Annotated in this window: 16 protein-coding genes; 14 read left to right on the forward strand and 2 right to left on the reverse strand. The window is 61.1% G+C overall.

Features of this window, described 5'->3' with window-relative positions:
• Positions 1–60: 60 nt before the first annotated feature.
• Positions 61–651, forward strand: coding sequence for an RrF2 family transcriptional regulator (locus R6X40_RS20785; RefSeq protein ID WP_318415710.1), 591 nt, complete (start codon positions 61–63; stop codon positions 649–651).
• Between the two features lie 139 nt (positions 652–790).
• Here the strand turns inward: R6X40_RS20785 and R6X40_RS20790 are convergent, their stop codons facing one another.
• Complete coding sequence (locus R6X40_RS20790; RefSeq protein ID WP_318415711.1) at positions 791–1816, reverse strand: porin; 1026 nt, start codon at positions 1814–1816, stop codon at positions 791–793.
• Positions 1817–2482: 666 nt separating this feature from the next.
• On the opposite strand from R6X40_RS20790, the gene R6X40_RS20795 reads away from it, so the two are divergent.
• The 7 genes from R6X40_RS20795 (at position 2483) to R6X40_RS20825 (ending at position 10418) form a co-directional block, all read left to right on the forward strand.
• Positions 2483–3619 carry a transporter substrate-binding domain-containing protein gene (locus tag R6X40_RS20795; RefSeq protein WP_318415712.1) on the forward strand — a complete coding sequence of 379 codons (1137 nt, stop codon included), beginning with the start codon at positions 2483–2485 and terminating at the stop codon, positions 3617–3619.
• Positions 3616–4197, forward strand: a complete 582-nt coding sequence (locus R6X40_RS20800) for an ANTAR domain-containing response regulator (RefSeq protein ID WP_318415713.1) — start codon at positions 3616–3618, stop codon at positions 4195–4197. The genes R6X40_RS20795 and R6X40_RS20800 overlap by 4 nt, the downstream gene beginning before the upstream one ends.
• Positions 4197–5045, forward strand: a complete 849-nt coding sequence (locus tag R6X40_RS20805) for an ABC transporter permease (RefSeq protein WP_318415714.1) — start codon at positions 4197–4199, stop codon at positions 5043–5045. The genes R6X40_RS20800 and R6X40_RS20805 overlap by 1 nt, the downstream gene beginning before the upstream one ends.
• Position 5046: 1 nt before the next feature.
• Positions 5047–5967: an ABC transporter permease gene (locus R6X40_RS20810; RefSeq protein ID WP_318415715.1), complete on the forward strand. Its 921-nt coding sequence runs from the start codon at positions 5047–5049 to the stop codon at positions 5965–5967.
• Between the two features lie 33 nt (positions 5968–6000).
• The gene (locus R6X40_RS20815) at positions 6001–7623 is read left to right on the forward strand and encodes an ABC transporter substrate-binding protein (RefSeq protein ID WP_318415716.1); all 1623 of its coding nucleotides are present in this window, start codon (positions 6001–6003) and stop codon (positions 7621–7623) included.
• A gap of 171 nt (positions 7624–7794) precedes the next feature.
• On the forward strand, positions 7795–8739 hold the full coding sequence (locus R6X40_RS20820; RefSeq protein ID WP_318415717.1) for an acetamidase/formamidase family protein: 945 nt from the start codon (positions 7795–7797) through the stop codon (positions 8737–8739).
• Positions 8736–10418, forward strand: a complete 1683-nt coding sequence (locus R6X40_RS20825; protein ID WP_318415718.1) for an ABC transporter ATP-binding protein — start codon at positions 8736–8738, stop codon at positions 10416–10418. Before R6X40_RS20820 ends, R6X40_RS20825 begins: the two co-directional genes overlap by 4 nt.
• A 61-nt stretch (positions 10419–10479) precedes the next feature.
• Here the strand turns inward: R6X40_RS20825 and R6X40_RS20830 are convergent, their stop codons facing one another.
• A complete protein-coding gene (locus R6X40_RS20830) occupies positions 10480–11529 on the reverse strand; it encodes a LacI family DNA-binding transcriptional regulator (protein ID WP_318415719.1) in 1050 nt (349 codons plus the stop codon).
• A 109-nt stretch (positions 11530–11638) separates the two neighbouring features.
• Between R6X40_RS20830 and R6X40_RS20835 the strand changes: the two genes are divergently transcribed.
• From R6X40_RS20835 to R6X40_RS20860, 6 genes are all read left to right on the forward strand, one after another.
• On the forward strand, positions 11639–12475 hold the full coding sequence (locus tag R6X40_RS20835; protein ID WP_318415720.1) for a phytanoyl-CoA dioxygenase family protein: 837 nt from the start codon (positions 11639–11641) through the stop codon (positions 12473–12475).
• 138 nt (positions 12476–12613) lie between these two features.
• The gene (locus R6X40_RS20840; RefSeq protein ID WP_318415721.1) at positions 12614–14146 is read left to right on the forward strand and encodes an acyl-CoA carboxylase subunit beta; all 1533 of its coding nucleotides are present in this window, start codon (positions 12614–12616) and stop codon (positions 14144–14146) included.
• Between the two features lie 88 nt (positions 14147–14234).
• Entirely contained in the window at positions 14235–15152 is a 918-nt protein-coding gene (gene yghU, locus R6X40_RS20845) for a glutathione-dependent disulfide-bond oxidoreductase (protein WP_318415722.1), read from the forward strand.
• A 10-nt stretch (positions 15153–15162) separates the two neighbouring features.
• Complete coding sequence (locus R6X40_RS20850) at positions 15163–15540, forward strand: hypothetical protein (RefSeq protein ID WP_318415723.1); 378 nt, start codon at positions 15163–15165, stop codon at positions 15538–15540.
• A 4-nt stretch (positions 15541–15544) separates the two neighbouring features.
• Entirely contained in the window at positions 15545–15958 is a 414-nt protein-coding gene (locus R6X40_RS20855; RefSeq protein WP_318415724.1) for a hypothetical protein, read from the forward strand.
• A gap of 225 nt (positions 15959–16183) precedes the next feature.
• Positions 16184–18205, forward strand: a complete 2022-nt coding sequence (locus R6X40_RS20860; RefSeq protein WP_318415725.1) for an acetyl/propionyl/methylcrotonyl-CoA carboxylase subunit alpha — start codon at positions 16184–16186, stop codon at positions 18203–18205.
• Positions 18206–18889: the final 684 nt, after the last annotated feature.

Below are 18889 nucleotides of genomic sequence, written 5' to 3' on the forward strand. Positions count from 1 at the left end.
CCTATCTGGTTTTCATGTCCGGCTTCCGATGTGGAATCGGGGCCCATTCTCCCGGAACGATTGGCGATCCAATCCAGCGGGTGCAGTTGTATTGACGATGATGCCTCTGGCGCTAAAGCGCTGGAGAGTTTTACTATGTCTGCACTAACCATCTGGTTTTTTCAAAAGCCTGCAGTAGTATGTGCCCTCATGATGGACACACGCTTCTCTTCGGCTCTGCAGATCATTATTACAGTTGCCGTCAATGAAAAGAACAACACGCGCTCGACGAGCGATGCACTGGCAGCGAAACTCGATGCCAGGCCCAGTCTTGTGCGCAAACTGGTTGCGCCGCTGATGCACAGCAACATCCTTGTGTCGTCGGAAGGATATCTGGGTGGCTATAGGCTGGGGCGACCTGCTGACGCGATTTACCTCAGCGAGATTTACCTTGCCGTCATGCCAGACAAGAAAATCTGGGGCACGCGTGACGACATTCCCGCAGAGTGCTTCATTTCAAGCAATATGAATGAATGGTCGGCAAAGCTCAGCAAGGACGCCGAGCAGGCGCTGCTGGGTCTTCTGGGGGAAAAGTCCGTGGCAGATGCCATCTCTGAACTCGCAACCATCGACGGTGGCAAGTGTCCGGTGGGAAGGGCGATCGCACCCTGAAGCCGCGAGCCCGGGCGGCCGTGCGGGACGGCCGGAGGGAACCGGACCGTCCCCGTCACTGATCGGAGGTCAGTCAAATCCGTGACGAACCGTTGGCTAGCCGGGCCTTCGCGCGGCTAGCCGGATATCGAAGCGTGACTTAGAAGTCGCGCTGCAGACGTACGAAGCCGAACACTTCGTCGTCACCATCGTCTTCGTCGCGGTACTGAACGCTTACCTTGCTCCGCAGACCGTCGGTGATCTTGTAGTCGACGGTTACGCCGCCGGCCCACGCATCACCACCACCGAAGCTGTTGCCAGTGCTGCTCAGGTTGATATTGCTGAAGTACTGGACGCCGGGGGTGATCGCGAACTTCTCGTTGACCTTCAGTTCGTACTGAGCGCCGACAGTCCATTCGGATTCTTCGTAGTAGTAGTTGGCACCGGTTGCATACACACCGTAGATGCCAAGCTGGCCTGGGCCGAGATCGGCATAGACGATCGCGCGGATAGCGCCTTCTTCGGTATCGGTGTCATAACCGCCCAGCAGGTAACCGGTGACAGCGCCAACCGTACCCGAAACCTGGCCGGTGATGCCGACGTTGTTCGGGCCTTCGCCTGGCTTGGTGGCGTAGCTGTCTTCCAGCTCTTCCACTGCGATACCGGCCTTGAATGCGTCGGTTTCGTACTGGTAGCGAATGGCGTTATGACGGGTCTCGTTGCTGGCGATCAGATCGGTTTCGCCGCTCAAGTCGTCATCCCACCAGCTGTACTGCATACCAACGCGCAGGCCGGCAATTTCGATGTAACCCTGATCGAGGAAGGTTTTGTTGTCCGAAGAACCGGAAGAATTGCGGGCGTTTGTACGCAGCGCAATCAGGCTGGACAGCGTGCCGAACTCGGTGTCGTTCTTGGCTTCGAACTCGAGCTGTGCGCGCGTGAAGGTGTTCCAGTCAGACGAACCCGACTGATCACGGCCGAAGTCGGTCTGGAAACGGATGTAACCGCCGATTTTCAGGCAGGTTTCCGTACCCGGGATGTAGAAGTAGCCCGTGCCGAATGCGTCGCAGACGCGAACGTATTCCATAGGCTCAGGTTCAGCAGCAACGATAGCGTCAGCGGCAAATGCGCCGTTTGCTGTGGTCAACGCCGCAGCGGAGGCAAAAAGAAAAGCCTTCATAGTCATTTCGGATCCAATCAAGTTTCGATTGGGCACAGGTTTTCGTGGCTGAAAAATCAGCGTCCCCCACCCCAAGTATCGATTCAAGCCCCAATGGCAGCGGCCTAAACCGCAGCCCGAGATTACATGGGCGAAGAACTGTAACAATCAAAATTACAGTCATAATCCGTCATAATTGCAGGTTGGAATGGTGAGTGTTGCCGAAACGCAACGACTCGGGGGCGCGATAGTGAGTACCCTCACCACCTTAAATAGGCGCAACAACCGCTCCACAAACCACAGAGGGTGTGACCGGTAACATCTATGGCTTTCAGGTAGTGCCTCATACGCCAAATCGCAAGGAAGATGCCCTGACGTTTTCGTGAACACCCTCAAAACACGGCGATACGCACGAATCTTGCGGGACGATCCGCTGTCGCGCAGTATTATAAGGCCGGGGTTTGGGTCGGGTTGCGAGGGCGCCCAACACCGAATCACTGCGTCAGCCCAATCCGAAGGTGCTGTCATCAGACGAATCACGCTTGACACAGAAACGATGCCCGTATTTTAATCCTGCCAACGGATTAAGCACTTTCCTTGACATGACCTTATGGTCGATGGGCAGTTTGGCCCCACGATGCTCCCATCTCTGATGGGCACCGCGTCGTGGGGTTTTTGGTTTTTGGCGGGCTGATGAAAAACGCGGTAAAAATTGGCATTCTTTATTCAACGACCGGCCCCTATGCCGAGATCGGACGCGACGCACGCGACGGCGCCGATTTTGCGATCGAAGAGGTCCGCGCCATCCACGGGAACACGATCGAGCCAGTCATCATCGACCCGCATGCCGATATTGCCGCCTATCTCGAGGGCGCCCGTTCGATGCTGCGCGACCACGGCTGCCGTCATATCATCGGCACCATCACCTCGCTTGCCCGCAAGGAAGTTATTCCGCTCGTCGAAAAACATGACGGTCTGCTCTGGTACATGTGCCCCTACGAGGGTTTCGAGGCCAATGACAATGTCATCTATACCGGCGGCTGCCCCAACCAGCATCTGCTGCCGCTGTTTGACTATCTGATCCCGCGCTTCGGACGCCGTCCTTATCTGGTCGGTGCCAATTACGTCTGGGGCTGGGAAATGAACCGGCTGGCCCGCGAACTGATCGAGGAAGCCGGTGGCGAAGTGCTCGGAGAGCGATACCTGCCGCTGGAGGAGACCGCCGTCGAGCGCATCGTGCTGGACATCGAGCAACGCCGCCCGAGCTTCATCCTCAATAATTTCATCGGCCCGTCCAGCTATGCCTTTCTCGCGGCCATCCGGGCGCTGGGTGCCCGCAACCCGGCCTTCCTTCCCGAAAATTGTCCGGTGGTCAGCTGCGACCTGCAGGAAAGCGAAATCCCTCATATCGGCCTCGGTGTAGCGACGGGCCAGCTCTGCGCGGCCGCCTATTTCGATACGGTGGCCACGCCGGAGAATGCAGCCTTCAAGACGCAGGTGGCGGCCCGTTTCGGCAGTCAGCGGCGTATCTCCAGTGTGTTCGCCAGTGCTTATGCCTCAGTCAAGCTTTGCACCGAGGCCATCATCGCGGCCGGGACGGACGATCCAATGGCCGTGTCGCGCCTTCTATCGGCAGCGCCGCTTTCAACAGTTCTCGGACCGATCCTGATCAACCCCGAAACCCGTCACGCCGCCCTTCCCTTCCATCTCGGCCGGATCAATGACGACGGCGGCTTCGATATCATCGCCTCTCAACCAGCCATCGCCGCCGATCCCTATCTCACCGGCCGCCGCACCCGGCCACCGGCACAGCTGAGGATCGTGTCATGAGGGAAACGCCGAATTTCACCGGCTGGCGCGCCACGATCCTGCACCGGGAAGACAAAACCACCGAACGCCTGACGCGACAGCTGAAGCTCATCGGCTTTCAGGTGAGGGTGCAATGGCAGCCGCTGGATGCCGGCGATCTGCCCGATATCATTCTGGTCGATGCCGACCAGGGCTGGGATGGCCTTTTGCCGTGGACAGGAGAGAATGCCCCACGGCCGCTCGTGGCGCTGCTCAGTTCGGAAGCACCGGGCCGGATTGCCTGGGCGATGGAACAGGGTGCCGGCTCCATCATCGCCAAGCCGTTGGCCTCCTCAGCCGTTTATCCGGCTCTAGTCATGGCGCTCGGCATTCACCGCGAACGCAAGGCAGTGATCGACAAGATGAAACATCTGGAAGAGCGCGTGCGTCTGCGGCCACTGGTCCATGCCGCCGTCGAGCGCATCATTGCGGTGCGCAAGGTCGACGAGGAACTCGCCTATACCATCCTGCGCAATTGCGCGATGCAACGCCGGATGCCGATGGAACAGGTCGCAGCCTCCATTCTCGGCGGCGCCGAGCCCATGCCGGAGGCCGGTTGATGCGCATTCTGAAAAACATGATCCGTCAGCCGTCGGCGCTGTTCGGTTTGGTGATCGTCGCCCTCGTCATCTTCATGGCGGTCGCCGCCCCCTTGATTGCCCCTTACAATCCCGACGAACAGATGTTTGACGGCCTGACGCTGGAAGGCGCGCCGATGCCGCCAAGCGCCCAGTTTCTGCTCGGCACCGATACGCTCGGCCGTGACCTGTTTTCGCGCCTTCTTTATGGTGCCCGCACGTCGCTGATCATCGGTCTCGTCGCCAACGGCATCGCGGTCACCATCGGCCTTATGATTGGCATCCTGTCTGGCTATATGCGCGGCCTCGTCGGCAATGCGCTCATGCGCTTCACCGATCTGATGATGGCGTTCCCGGCCTTGCTTCTGGCGATTGTGCTTGCCGCCTTGCTGCGCCCAAGCCTCTGGATCGTCGCCATGGTGATCGCGCTGGTCAACTGGGTTCAAGTGGCGCGCATCGTCTACACCGAGACCCGCGGACTGGTGGAACGTGATTTCATCTTGGCTGAACGGTCGCTGGGTGCGGGTCACTTCCGCATCCTGTTCCACCACATCCTGCCGCATCTGATGCCAACGGCGATCGTCTGGGGCACGCTCGGCATCGCTACGACGGTGCTTCTGGAAGCAACCCTGTCCTTCCTCGGTATCGGCGTGCAGCCGCCAACACCGTCCTGGGGCAATATCATTTTCGAAAGCCAGAGCTATTTCCAGGCAGCCCCTTGGCTGGTGTTCATCCCCGGCGCCGTCATCCTGTTGACCGCGCTCTCCTTCAATCTGGTCGGCGATGCCTTGCGCGATATTCTCGACCCGACCCAGCGCGGGAGGGGTTGAGATGGCGTTTCTCATTCTGAGGCGGCTGATCCAGACGGCGCTCATCCTGTTCGGCGTCGCGGCAATCACCTTCCTTTTGCTATACGCCCTGCCCGCCGATCCCGCCCGGATGATCGCCGGCCGCAGCGCCACGGCACAGACGGTCGCCAATATCCGCCACGAACTCGGCCTCGATCAGCCACTGCTCTCGCAATTCTGGAATTACCTGAAGGGTCTGGCAGAGGGCAATCTCGGACGCTCCTACGCCCAGAAGACCGACGTCGGCGCGCTGATCGCGGCCCGGCTTCCGGCAACGCTGATCCTGATGGCGGCCGGCATCTTCGTCGAGGTGATGCTTGGCCTGCTGCTCGGCGTCATCGCCGCCGTCCGCCGTGGCGGCACGGTCGACCGTGTCGTGATGATGGCGTCCTTCGTCGGCGTGTCGGCACCACAGTTCGTGGCGGCGCTTTTGCTTCTCTACGTCTTTGCGGTCACGCTCGCCTGGTTCCCGATGAGCGGTTTCGGCACCTTTGCCCATGTCGTGCTGCCGGCCACCACCCTCGGCATTCTCGGCGCCGGCTGGTATGCGCGCATGGTGCGCTCGGCGATGATTGACGTGCTCAATCAGGATTATGTCCGCACCGCCCGCGCCAAGGGACTGTCCTCGGCCCGCATCATCTTTCGCCACGCCCTGCCGAACGCCCTTCTGCCGATCATCGCGATGATCGGTATCGATATCGGCCAGTTCATGAGCGGCGTGGTCGTGGTCGAGGCCGTCTATGGCTGGCCCGGCATCGGCCAGCTTGCCTGGCAGGCCATCCAGCAGGTGGATATCCCGATCATCATGGGCGTGACGCTGGTGTCAGCACTCGCCATCGTGCTCGGCAATCTCGTCGCCGACCTGATCGCACCACTCATCGATCCGCGCATTCGCGCACGCTAATCCAAATCAGCAACCAAAAAGGGGAACTTAAAAATGTTCAAACGCTGGCTTAGACACTCGACAATCGCAATGGCGCTCGCCCTCACCCCGCTGCCTGCCTTCGCGCAGGACGCCATCAAGCAAGGCGGCGATATCGTCATCACCTACAAGGATGACATTGCCACGCTCGATCCGGCAGTCGGCTACGACTGGGTCAACTGGTCGATGATCAAGAGCCTCTATTCACGGCTGATGGACTATACGCCGGGCACACCGGACCTGATCCCATCGCTGGCCGAAAGTTTTACCGTTTCGCCTGACGGCCTCACCTATACGTTCAAGCTGCGCAAGGGCGTCAAGTTTACCAACGGCCGCGAACTGGTCGCCTCCGATGTGAAATATTCGATCGAGCGTGCGATCGATCCGAAGACACAAGGCCCGGGTGCCGGTTTCTTTGGCGCGATCAAGGGCTTTGATGCGGTCTCCGGCGGAACATCGGCGACCCTGGACGGCATTGCGACACCGGATGATTCGACCGTTGTCTTCACGCTGTCGCGCCCCGACGCCACGTTCCTGCACGTGCTCGCGATCAACTTCGCCTCCGTCGTTCCGAAGGAAGCCGTCGAGGCGGCAGCCGGTGATTTCGGCAAGAAGCCGGTCGGTTCGGGCACATTCGTCTTGAAGGAATGGACCGTCGGCCAGCGCCTGGTGTTCGAGCGCAACCCGGACTATTTCGTCAAAGACATGCCGCATATCGACAAGTTCACCGTCGAAGTCGGCCAGGAACCGCTGGTGGCACTGCTGCGCCTGCAGAAGGGTGAGGTCGATATCGCCGGTGACGGCGTGCCGCCGGCAAAATTCCTCGAGATCAAGAACTCGCCTGAAGGCGCCGAGATCATCGTCGATGGCGCGCAGTTGCACACCGGCTACATTACCCTCAACACCAAGGTGGCTCCGTTCGATAATGTGAAGGTCCGCCAGGCCCTGAACATGGCCATCAACAAGGAGCGCATTACCCGCATCCTCAACGGCCGTGCCACCGCTGCCAACCAGCCGCTGCCGCCGCTGATGCCGGGTTATGACAAAACCTATACCGGCTATGCCTTCGACGTCGAAAAGGCCAAGGCTCTGCTTGCCGAAGCCGGATTCCCGGATGGCTTCGAAACGATCCTTTATTCGACCAACACCGATCCGCAGCCACGTATTGCCCAGGCGATCCAGCAGGATCTGGCTGCTGTCGGCGTCAAGGCCGAGGTTCGCGCGCTAGCACAAGCCAACGTGATCGCAGCCGGTGGCACCGAAGGCGAAGCGCCGATGATCTGGTCGGGTGGCATGGCCTGGATTGCCGACTTCCCGGATGCGTCCAACTTCTACGGCCCGATCCTCGGTTGTTCCGGTGCGGTTCAGGGCGGCTGGAACTGGTCCTGGTATTGCAACAAGGATCTCGACGCCCGCGCGATTGCCGCCGATTCGATGTCGGACCCGGCAAAGGCTGCCGAGCGTCAGGCCGAATGGGGCAAGATCTTCACCGATATCATGGCTGATGCGCCATGGATCCCGGTCACCAACGAGCGCCGTGTTGTCGCCAAGTCGCCACGCATGGGCGGTGACGGCGACATCTATGTCGATCCGACCCGCGTCATCAACTACGACGCGATCTTCGTGAAGGAAGAATAAGCCACGGGGGCCCTGGCCCCTCATCCGACCCTTCGGGCCCCCTTCTCCCCGTCAACCGGGGAGAAGGACAAGCGGAAAACTCCGAGCCAGTCCCCTCTCCCCGTCTGCGGGGAGAGGGTTAGGGTGAGGGGCAAAGCCTCACAGCAAAAAGTCCAAATCCGAGGAAACATCATGTGCGTCGCCTGCACCCATACCATCCACCGCGCCCAGCACAATTTTGGCTGGAACAAGGATTTCAAGCCGGCTGTCGTCGCCAAGCCCGGTGAGACAATCCATTTCGAATGCCTGGATTCGTCCGGCGGCCAGCTGGGTGCCGGATCGACGCTGGAAACACTGGCCGCGCTCGATTTCAACAAGATCAATCCCGTCACCGGCCCGGTCTATGTCGAAGGCGCCAAACCCGGCGATGCCCTGAAGGTGACGATCCGCCGCTTCATCCCGTCCGGCGTCGGCTGGACAGCGAACATTCCGGGCTTCGGCCTGCTGGCAGACCAGTTCAAGGAGCCGGCCCTGCACATGTGGTCCTACGATCCGCACAGCATGGCGCCGTCGCTCTACGGTCCCGGTGGCAAGGTGCCGCTGAAACCCTTTGCCGGCACGATCGGCGTTGCACCGGCTGAGCCCGGCCTGCATTCCGTCGTGCCGCCGCGCCAGGTCGGCGGCAATCTCGATATCCGCGACCTGACATCCGGCGTCACGCTCTATCTGCCGGTCGAAGTCGAAGGTGCGCTGTTCTCGATCGGCGACACCCATGCCGCCCAGGGCGACGGCGAAGTCTGCGGCACCGCCATCGAAAGCCAGATGGAGGTCGAGGCGACGATCGAACTGGTCAAGGACGCGCGCCTGCAGAGCCCGCGCTTCACCACCACCGAACCCGTCACCCGCCATCTCGACGGCATGGGCTATGAGGTCACCACCGGCATCGGTCCGGACCTGATGACCGGTGCCCGCGAAGCGCTGATGCGCATGATCGACCTGCTCGGTGCCGAGCACGGCATGAACCCCGTCGATGCCTATCTGCTCTGCTCGGTCTGCGGCGATCTACGGATCAGCGAAATCGTCGACATGCCCAATTGGGTCGTCTCCTTCTACTTCCCGAGGATCGTGTTCGCGTGACATCTGCTTCCCCCGTTTCCCCATCGGTTCTCGCCGTCGATAAACTCTGCGTCGATGCCCGCACGCCGGAAGGCCGGCGGCGCGTTCTCGACGATATCAGTTTTGACCTGAAGCTCGGGGAAACGCTCTGCATTGCCGGCGAAAGCGGGTCTGGCAAGTCGGTGACGTCGCTTGCCATCATGGGGCTTTTACCGAAGGCATCATTGCAGATCGCCTCTGGCAGCATCGCTCTGGAAGGGCGGGAACTCTCCCGCCTCTCCAACAGCGCCATGCGCAGCGTCCGTGGTGGCGATGTCGCTATGGTGTTTCAGGAGCCGATGACGTCGCTCAACCCGGTGATGTCGATCGGGGCGCAACTGACCGAGGCCATTCGCGAGCACCAGGGGTCGCAGGGCGACAGCGCCGGCGCGGTAGCCCTGCGGATGCTGGACGCCGTCCACATGACGGAGCCGGCAAAACGGCTGAAGCAATTTCCGCACGAACTCTCCGGCGGAATGCGTCAGCGGGTGATGATCGCCATGGCGCTGTCCTGCCGCCCGAAGGTGCTGATTGCCGACGAACCGACGACGGCGCTCGACGTAACGGTGCAGGCGCAGATCCTCAAGCTGATGGACGAGCTGAAGCGCGAATTCAGCGCCTCGATCATCCTGATCACACACGATATGGGCGTCGTCGCCCAGATGGCCGACCGCGTCGTGATCATGCAGAGCGGCCGCATCATTGAACAAGGCAATGCCCTGCCGATCTTCAACGCCCCGACACAACGCTATACCCAGGACCTTCTGGCCGCCGTGCCACGGCTCGGCGCCCATGCCGGTACCGATGGCCCGCCACGTATCAGCCCGATAGTGGCGGACGCACTGCCGCTGGAGCGCACCCCGATCCTCACCGTGCGTGGACTGGACGTTACCTACGGCAAGGCGACAGGCTGGCTGTCGGGAAAGAAGCCGGCGCCCTTGGCCGTCAGCGACGTTTCCTTCGAGATCCTGCCCGGCCAGACGCTTGGTCTCGTCGGCGAAAGCGGCTCGGGCAAATCCACCACCGGAAAGGCTGTTCTCGGACTGATCCCGTTCACCGGCGATGTTGTCATCGACGGACAGACTATCGGCGGCCTCAGCCAGCGGCAGATGCGGCCGGTGCGGCGCAGCGCCCAGATGATCTTTCAGGATCCCTATGCCTCGCTTGACCCCAGGATGGCGGTTGGTGCCGCGATTGCCGAACCGCTGATCATCCATGGCCTTGCCAACAAGGGCGAGCGGGACGACCGCGTCGCCGAACTGCTGCGCCGGGTTGGCCTGCAGCCGGATGCGGCCAGCCGCTATCCACACGAATTCTCTGGCGGCCAGCGCCAGCGCATCTGCATCGCCCGCGCCCTGACGCTCGGCCCAAAACTGATCGTCGCCGACGAAAGCGTCGCAGCCCTCGACGTCTCGGTGCGTGCCCGCGTGCTGGACCTGATGCTGGAACTTCAGGAGACGATGGGGCTTGCCTACCTGCTGATCTCGCACGACATGGCGGTGATCGAACGCATGTCGCACAATGTCGCGGTCATGCGCTCCGGACGCATCGTCGAAATGGGATCGCGCCGGTCGGTCTTCGAAAACCCGCAGGATGCCTATACCCAAGCGCTGATGGCCGCGGTGCCGATCCCGGATCCGGCGCTGCGTCAGGTGGCGTGAACGGCTGGGGAATGATTTCCCTACCATCTGTAGCCGGATAAACCTTCGAAATTTTTGCCCCCTACACGGCGGCAAGAGAACCGCGTCCGATCAGATTGCAGTCCATCTTGGTCAGCGGGTGGCCCTCTTTTCCGGACTTCCGGCCCTTGCCAAGCTCGGAAATAGCCCAGGCACCCATCGCCCGGTGCGGCAGGATCAACGTGCTCAGTTGCGGGCGCAGGTGACGGCAAAGTTCATCGTCGTCATAGCCGATGACGGATACATCCTGCGGGATTTTCAGGCCTGCGTCGCGCAGCGCGTTGTAGCAGCCGGACGCCATCTTGTCGTTCTGGCAGAAGAAGGCGGTCGGCCGATCCTTGAGCGCCAGAAACCGCTGCGTCGCCTCGAAACCCGAGGTTGGAGACCAGTTGCCTTCGCCGACCAGATCGGCATCAAAGGCAAGACCAGCCTTCGCCAGCGCCTTCTTGTAGCCCTTTAGCCGGTCCTGCGCCGCCTGCATGAACGGCTCACCGACAATGGTGGCGATGCGGCGATGACCAAGCCGGATCAACGCATCGGTCGCCGCAAAACCGCCGGCGACTTCATCGGGAACAACGGACGGAAGGATGCTTTCCGGCGCGTAACAGTTCAAAAGCACGACCGGCACCGGCAGATCATCGAGGAAAGCCGGCAGCGTTACCTGCCGGGTAAAGATCGTCATATAAATCAGTCCTTCGATACCGCTGCGCAGCATTGCCTCGACGGCTTTTTCCTCCCGATCCGGATTGCCCATCGTCTGGGCGACGAGGATGGTGGCGCCTTCATCCCAGCAGGCCTGCCGCGCGCCCTCGATCGCATTGACCGATTCCGGCGTCGTCGCCAGTTGATCACAGATGAACCCGATGGTGCCTCGGCCCAGATTACCGAGCACCGGCCGATGGATAAGCGACGATGCGCCATAGCCCAGCGTGCGCGCCGCCTCGATAACCTTGCCGCGCGTCTCCGCTGAAATCGTCACGCCGGGCGCATTGTTGAGGACGAAGGACACAGTCGCCTGCGAGCATTCAGCCAGCCGCGCAACATCCGTCATCGTCACACGACGCGGCAGTTTTTGATGTTTCGTCTTCTTCAAAGAAGTGCTTCCCCCGCAGTGAGAAGCGAAGCCTAGCTCATTTATTCTCATAAGCATATTGACTAATAATTATTAATTACACTAACCTGCAGGCCGGAGGAGAACCACCATGAACGCACCGGCACGATTTTCTTATGACCTGCAGGACAATCTGAAGACCCTGAAGGAGGATGGCATTACCGGCCTGAAAGGCGCCTTTGCGCCCGAATGGGCCGATGCGATGCGCCAGGATATGATGACGGCCTTCTGGTCGGCGATCCAACGTCCGGGCGGCGCGGTCGGCCGCGGGCCACGCCGCTGGTATGTGGAAATCCATCCGCAGGATTTTGGCGGCTTTGTCGATCTGATCATGCACCCCTGGGTGATCGCGATGTGCGAGAATGCGCTGGGGCCGGACTACCAGATCGTCGAAATCGGCCTGGACGTGCCCTTCGAAGGCGCCAGGTACCAGCCGTGGCACCGTGACTTTCCTTCGCCGGATGATACCTATGTGGATCGCCGTATCACGTCGCTGGCCTTCAATTTGACGGGCGTGGATGTCACGCCGGATATGGGGCCGTTCGAGATCGCACCGGGCACGCAGTATGATGACGGGCGCGAATGGAAGCATGAAATGTTTCCGGACAAGGCCCTCTGGGGCCGGTTCCAGGAGCGCGCCGCCCGTAAATTCCCGCAGCGCGGCGATATCTCCTGCCGTTCGGCGCTGACAGTCCATCGCGGCACCGAGCATCTGTCACCGATCGCCCGCCCGGTCATGGTGCTGGGTGTCGACGCGCCCGGCGCCGGACATGCCGAACTGCACGATATGATGGTCACCCAGGACTATTTCGATGCACTGCCCGCAAAAGCCAAGAAACACCTCGTCTGCCGCGTCGTCGATGAACTGGTGCCGATCAGCCAGAAGCATGACATCGAGGGACTTGTCATGGGCGCCGATCCCGTGTGACGGAATCAAGACGGGGAACCTCGGCGGCCCGTTATTGACGACTCGTCCTTTTGTCTAAGCAAGGCCTGCTTGCGCGATCGGAGATTTCCTTCGATCGTGTTTCCGGCTAAGCAGGAGACAAAGACGACGGGAGGAAGCATGCGCAATATCATCGAAACCGTGGAAGCGCGCCGCGCCGAGGCGCGTCTCGGCGGCGGGCAAAAGCGCATCGACGCCCAGCACGCCAAGGGCAAGCTGACAGCGCGGGAGCGCATCGAGGTGCTGCTCGACGAAGGTTCATTCGAAGAATACGACATGTACGTCACCCACCGCGCCGTCGATTTCGGCATGGCGGAACAGAAGGTGGCAGGCGACGGCGTCGTCACCGGCTGGGGCACGATCAACGGCCGCCAGGTCTATGTCTTTTCCCAGGATTTCACCGTTCTCGGCGGCTCCCTCTCCGAAACTCATGCGCAAAAGATCTGCAAGATAATGGACATGGCCGTGCGCAACGGCGCGCCGGTCATTGGCCTCAATGATTCGGGTGGCGCCCGCATTCAGGAAGGTGTCGCCTCGCTTGCCGGTTATGCCGAAGTCTTCCGCCGCAACGCCGAGGCGTCCGGTGTCATCCCGCAGATTTCCGTCATCATGGGGCCCTGCGCCGGTGGCGCGGTTTATTCGCCGGCCATGACCGACTTCATCTTCATGGTCCGCGACTCGTCCTACATGTTCGTCACCGGCCCGGACGTGGTGAAGACCGTCACCAACGAGATCGTCACGGCCGAAGAACTCGGCGGCGCCAGCACCCACACAAAGAAATCCTCGGTCGCCGACGCGGCTTACGAAAACGACATCGAAACGCTGGAGCAGGTCCGCCTGCTGTTTGATTTCCTGCCGCTCAACAATCGCGAGAAGCCGCCGGTTCGTCCCTTCCACGATGATCCGGCCCGTCTCGAAAGCCGTCTCGATACCCTGATCCCGGATAGTTCGGCCAAGCCCTACGACATGAAGGAGCTGATCCACGCGATTGCCGACGAAGGCGATTTCTTCGAGCTTCAGGAAGCCTTTGCCCGCAACATCATCACCGGCTTCATCCGGCTCGAAGGCCAGACGGTGGGCGTCGTCGCCAACCAGCCGATGGTGCTGGCAGGCTGCCTCGACATCGACAGTTCACGCAAGGCCGCCCGTTTCGTCCGCTTCTGCGATGCCTTCTCGATCCCGCTTCTGACCCTGGTCGATGTGCCCGGCTTCCTGCCCGGCGTGGCGCAGGAATATGGCGGCGTCATAAAGCACGGCGCCAAGCTCTTGTTCGCCTATAGCCAGGCAACGGTGCCGATGGTCACGTTGATCACGCGAAAAGCCTATGGCGGCGCCTATGACGTCATGGCTTCCAAACATATCGGCGCCGACGTCAACTATGCCTGGCCGACCGCCGAAATCGCCGTGATGGGTGCCAAGGGCGCCACGGAAATCCTCTACCGCTCCGAACTTGGCGACCCAGAAAAGATCGCCGCCCGGACAAAGGAATATGAAGAGCGCTTCGCCAACCCCTTCGTCGCCGCCGAACGCGGCTTTATCGACGAAGTCATCATGCCGCATTCGTCACGCAAGAGGATCGCCCGCGCGTTTGCGAGCTTGAGGAACAAGCAGGTGACGACGCACTGGAAAAAGCACGACACCATTCCGCTCTAGGGGCAGCAATCGAGCCTGCACCCGCCTATAGTGACTTAGCCGCATCCGATATCATGAGCGCGCTTTCAAGAAGTTGAGGACCATTTTCATGACTGAAAAATCCCCCGCCAACAATCTTCCCGCCGGTTACGAAGTCCCGAAAGTCTGGACATGGGATAAGGCCAACGGCGGCACGTTTGCCAGCATCAACCGGCCGATCGCCGGGGCGACACATGACAAGGTCCTGCCGGTCGGAAAACATCCGTTGCAGCTCTATTCGCTGGGCACGCCGAATGGCGTCAAGGTCACCATCTTGCTGGAGGAACTGCTGGCAGCGGGTCATACGGGCGCCGAATATGACGCGTGGCTGATCAAGATCGGCGATGGCGACCAGTTCGGTTCCGGCTTCGTCGGGGTCAATCCGAACTCGAAGATCCCGGCGCTGATGGACCATGCGCCAAAGGGCGGCGGCGCGCCGATCCGCACCTTCGAATCCGCCTCGATCATGGTTTATCTCGCGGAAAAATTCGGCGCCTTCCTGCCCACCGATCTTCGCGCCCGTACCGAGACGTTCAACTGGCTGTTCTGGCAGATGGGTTCGGCGCCCTTCCTCGGCGGCGGCTTTGGCCATTTCTATGCCTATGCGCCGATGCATATCCAGTACGCCATCGACCGCTATGCGATGGAAGTGAAGCGCCAGCTCGACGTGCTCGACCGGCATCTGGCCGACCACCAGTTTCTGGCCGGGTCTGAGTATACGGTTGCCGACATGGCCATCTGGCCGTGGTATGGCAATCTGGCGCTCGGACAGGCCTATGGCGACGCAGGCACCTTCCTGGATGTACAGAGCTACAAGAACCTCCAGCGCTGGACCGCCGAAGTTGCCGCCCGCCCTGCTGTGAAGCGTGGCCGTATGGTCAACCGGATGAGCGGCGATCTATCCGAACAATTGCATGAACGCCACGACGCCTCCGACTTCGAAACGAAGACGCAGGACAAGATCGCCCAAGACGGCGTCAAGGCGTAAGGAGACGACGATGGCCAAGCGGCCCGAGATGACCAAACACAGGGGCTTTCCCTCCGGCTTGCCGGGCCACGGCCATCATTTCACTATCCGGCGGGCGAACGAGAAGGCCATCACGCCCCTCAAGGCGTTGCAGCGCCTCGCCCGCCCGAACTCGATCGAGCAGAAGGTCGACGCCGCCTTCCTGCATGCACTCTGGCACCATTTTGGCGCCGAACCGTTCGAACGCGGCAATCTCGATGCCGGACGGCTGAACCTTCTGTTCGGCCGCGAAGTCGTGCCAGCCAAGGAGCCCTTCGACCCGGCATCGTACGAGGCCCTGTTGCGGATCGACGAGCGCGTCGGCCGCAAGAGTTTCCCGGAAGCATTCGAAGACGTGATGGAAATCTGAGATCATGGCCAAGACCCCCGAAATGCCCAAGCATCGCGGCTTTCCGCCCGGACTGCTTGGCACCCAGTGGCAGTTCACGCTGCGCCGCGCCAATTCCAAGGTCACGCCTTTGACCGCCTGGCCACGGCAGCGGACCATGGACCAGACGGTGGCGCATGCCGATATCGGCTTCGTGCAGGCCCTCTGGCAGTATTTCGGCACCACGCCGTTCCAGCGCGGCAATCTGGACGGCGAGCGGTTGTGCCGTCTGTTCGGACGCGAACTCCTGCCGGCCGAACGCGGCTTTGATCCGGCATCGTACGAAGCGCTGCTGAAATTCAACGAGGCCCTTGCCCGGAAGAATTTCCCGCAGGCGTTCGAGGAGGTGCAGACGGATCCGAATGCGACGCGCAGCAGCGGGAAATCGCGTGGGGACTAGCAGATCTACCGGCCCTGCTGTGCGGGGCCGGTAAACGGTAAACGGTAAACGGTAAAGATGCGGCTGCGGGGTCTTGGAGGGTCCTGCAATCCTGGCTTCGCTGCCCCGGAGGTCAATCGTATCCTCAGGGTAAGCGCGGCGCACAGATAAAATTTCGAGGAGGCATGGCATGACCATTTTGGCAGTTGACGAACCTATCGGCGCCACCCGCGAGAGCCGCCACCCATGATCAAGAAAATCCTCATCGCCAATCGCGGCGAAATTGCCTGCCGGGTGATCAAGACGGCGCGCAAGATGGGCATCAAGACGGTCGCCGTCTATTCGGATGCGGACGCTGACGCGCTGCATGTGAAAATGGCCGATGAGGCCGTGCATATCGGCCCGGCACCGTCGAACCAGTCCTATATCGTCATCGACAAAATTCTCGACGCGATCCGCAAGACCGGCGCCGATGCGGTGCATCCAGGCTACGGCTTCCTGTCCGAGAATGCCGCGTTTGCGCAGGCGCTGGAAAAGGAAGGCGTCGCCTTCATCGGTCCGCCGATGGGTGCCATTCAGGCAATGGGCGACAAGATCACCTCGAAGAAGCTGGCGGCTGAAGCCGGGGTCTCCACCGTGCCCGGCCATATGGGCCTGATCGCCGATGCCGACGAGGCTGTCAAAATCTCCACCGAAATCGGCTATCCCGTGATGATCAAGGCGTCGGCGGGCGGCGGCGGCAAGGGCATGCGCATCGCCTGGAACGACGCGGAAGCCCGCGAAGGTTTCCAGTCCTCCAAGAACGAGGCGAAAAACTCGTTCGGCGACGACCGCATCTTCATCGAGAAATTCGTCACCCAGCCGCGCCATATCGAAATCCAGGTGCTCGGCGACAAACACGGCACTGTACTTTATCTCGGCGAGCGCGAATGCTCGATCCAGCGGCGAAACCAGAAGGTCATCGAGGAAGCCCCCTCACCCTTCCTCGACGAAGCGACCCGCCGCGCCATGGGCGAGCAGGCGGTCGCGCTGTCCAAGGCGGTTGGTTATCACTCGGCTGGCACCGTCGAGTTCATCGTCGATGGCGACCGGAATTTCTACTTCCTCGAAATGAACACCCGCCTGCAGGTTGAACATCCCGTCACCGAGCTGATCACCGGCATTGATCTGGTCGAGCAGATGATCCGCGTCGCCTCCGGCGAAAAGCTGTCCTTCGGTCAGGATGACATCAAGCTCAATGGCTGGGCGATCGAAAGCCGCCTCTATGCCGAGGATCCCTATCGCAACTTCCTGCCCTCGATCGGCCGCCTGTCGCGCTACCGGCCACCGGTCGAAGGCGCGATGTCCGATGGCACGATCGTGCGCAACGATACCGGCGTCTTCGAAGGCGGCGAGATTTCGATGTATTACGATCCGATGGTCGCAAAACTCTGCACTTGGGCGCCTGAAAAAGAGGGGGCACCAGCCCGCCTGACCGCCATCGACGCGATGAGCGCCGCATTGGATGATTTCGAAGTCGAGGGCATCGGCCATAACCTTCCGTTCCTCTCGGCCGTCATGCAGCACGAGCGCTTCCGCTCCGGCAAAATCACCACGGCGTTCATCGCGGAGGAATTCCCGGACGGTTTTCACGGGGTCGAGCCCGATCCGATATCCGCACGAAAGCTGACAGCAGTCGCCACACTCGTACACCAGGCGCTGCAGAACCGCGCCGTGCAGATCTCCGGCACCATCGGCAATCATCGCCGTATCATCGGCAAGGACTGGATCGTCACCTTTGCCGGTCAGGAACATGCCGTGACGCTCAACGCCGCCGCCGATGGCGCCTATATCCAGCTGTCGGATGGCAACGCCTTTGCCGCTGCCGGCGACTGGACGCCCGGCCGCAGCCACGCCACTTTCAATGTCGATGGGACAGTGATGGGCGTGAAGATCGACCTTGCTGGCACCGGTATCCGCCTGCGCTGGCGCGGCACCGACGTGACCGCCCATGTTCGCAGCCCACGCGTTGCCGAGCTTGCCCGGCTGATGCCGAAGAAGCTGCCGCCGGACACGTCCAAAATGCTGCTTTGCCCGATGCCTGGCGTCATCACCACCGTCACTGTTGTTCAGGGCGAGACGGTAGAAGCCGGTCAGGCGTTGGCGACAGTGGAAGCGATGAAGATGGAAAACATCCTGCGCGCCGAGCGCCGCGGCGTCGTCAAGCGTGTGGCGGTTTCGGCAGGTGCAAGTCTCGCCGTGGACGAGTTGATCATGGAGTTCGAATAGATTGGAAGGAGTTCCCTCGCCTGCAATTTTCAGCACTCGGTTTCCGCCGGGATGTGAATTTTGCTTGCGGGGCCGTGGGACGATGTTTCTATGCTCCTTGTGATAAAACAACGGCTTCTGAGAAATCGAATGGTTTTTTATCCCCGCCCGAAACATCCGTGTCATCCTCAGTCCGTCCCGCCTTCGGATACGCTGCCAGGCGTGGCAGCCAGGCGGGACCGGCGCCGGATGCAAGGGGATGACGTAAACCCTGGCATACGGGGGCTGCGGAAAATGGTCTTCCTCCGGCGACACGGGAGAAGCGGACAGGATACGGATCAATCCTCCCGCTTCGGATGCCCGAAAGAGCGCGCCGGGCGTGCCTGTGCGGCACACAGGGTGGCAGACTGGATGGTTTCACCGGACTTGTCGAAAGTCCGTCCGATCCCTCCTCTATTCCTCGGGTTAAAGCCGAGGATGGGGACATCGGAGGCACCGGCGGCGGCCGGGTGGAGCGTTGCCGATAAATCGGTTCGGCCGGGCTCCATCAGGTCAGACGAACACCATTCGGCAGAGCCACCTCAGAGAGACCCAAGTCGCAGGCAAAAACCGCCGAACGGGGTGCTGAAAGGTGCCATCTATTTTACTCTATCGCGGCAGCTTTCAGCGCCCCGTCCGAGTCACGTCAAAGCAGACCCACGGCGA

This window comes from Rhizobium sp. PL01 (assembly GCF_033447125.1).
Lineage (GTDB): Bacteria > Pseudomonadota > Alphaproteobacteria > Rhizobiales > Rhizobiaceae > Pararhizobium.

Excerpts from the sequence above, each read along its gene's own strand:
- R6X40_RS20790 (WP_318415711.1), bottom strand. The coding sequence starts at position 1,816 with ATGACTATGAAGGCTTTTCTTTTTGCCTCCGCTGCGGCGTTGACCACA.
- R6X40_RS20795 (WP_318415712.1), top strand. The coding sequence starts at position 2,483 with ATGAAAAACGCGGTAAAAATTGGCATTCTTTATTCAACGACCGGCCCC.
- R6X40_RS20800 (WP_318415713.1), top strand. The coding sequence starts at position 3,616 with ATGAGGGAAACGCCGAATTTCACCGGCTGGCGCGCCACGATCCTGCAC.
- R6X40_RS20805 (WP_318415714.1), top strand. The coding sequence starts at position 4,197 with ATGCGCATTCTGAAAAACATGATCCGTCAGCCGTCGGCGCTGTTCGGT.
- R6X40_RS20810 (WP_318415715.1), top strand. The coding sequence starts at position 5,047 with ATGGCGTTTCTCATTCTGAGGCGGCTGATCCAGACGGCGCTCATCCTG.
- R6X40_RS20815 (WP_318415716.1), top strand. The coding sequence starts at position 6,001 with ATGTTCAAACGCTGGCTTAGACACTCGACAATCGCAATGGCGCTCGCC.
- R6X40_RS20820 (WP_318415717.1), top strand. The coding sequence starts at position 7,795 with ATGTGCGTCGCCTGCACCCATACCATCCACCGCGCCCAGCACAATTTT.
- R6X40_RS20835 (WP_318415720.1), top strand. The coding sequence starts at position 11,639 with ATGAACGCACCGGCACGATTTTCTTATGACCTGCAGGACAATCTGAAG.
- R6X40_RS20840 (WP_318415721.1), top strand. The coding sequence starts at position 12,614 with ATGCGCAATATCATCGAAACCGTGGAAGCGCGCCGCGCCGAGGCGCGT.
- yghU (WP_318415722.1), top strand. The coding sequence starts at position 14,235 with ATGACTGAAAAATCCCCCGCCAACAATCTTCCCGCCGGTTACGAAGTC.
- R6X40_RS20850 (WP_318415723.1), top strand. The coding sequence starts at position 15,163 with ATGGCCAAGCGGCCCGAGATGACCAAACACAGGGGCTTTCCCTCCGGC.
- R6X40_RS20855 (WP_318415724.1), top strand. The coding sequence starts at position 15,545 with ATGGCCAAGACCCCCGAAATGCCCAAGCATCGCGGCTTTCCGCCCGGA.
- R6X40_RS20860 (WP_318415725.1), top strand. The coding sequence starts at position 16,184 with ATGATCAAGAAAATCCTCATCGCCAATCGCGGCGAAATTGCCTGCCGG.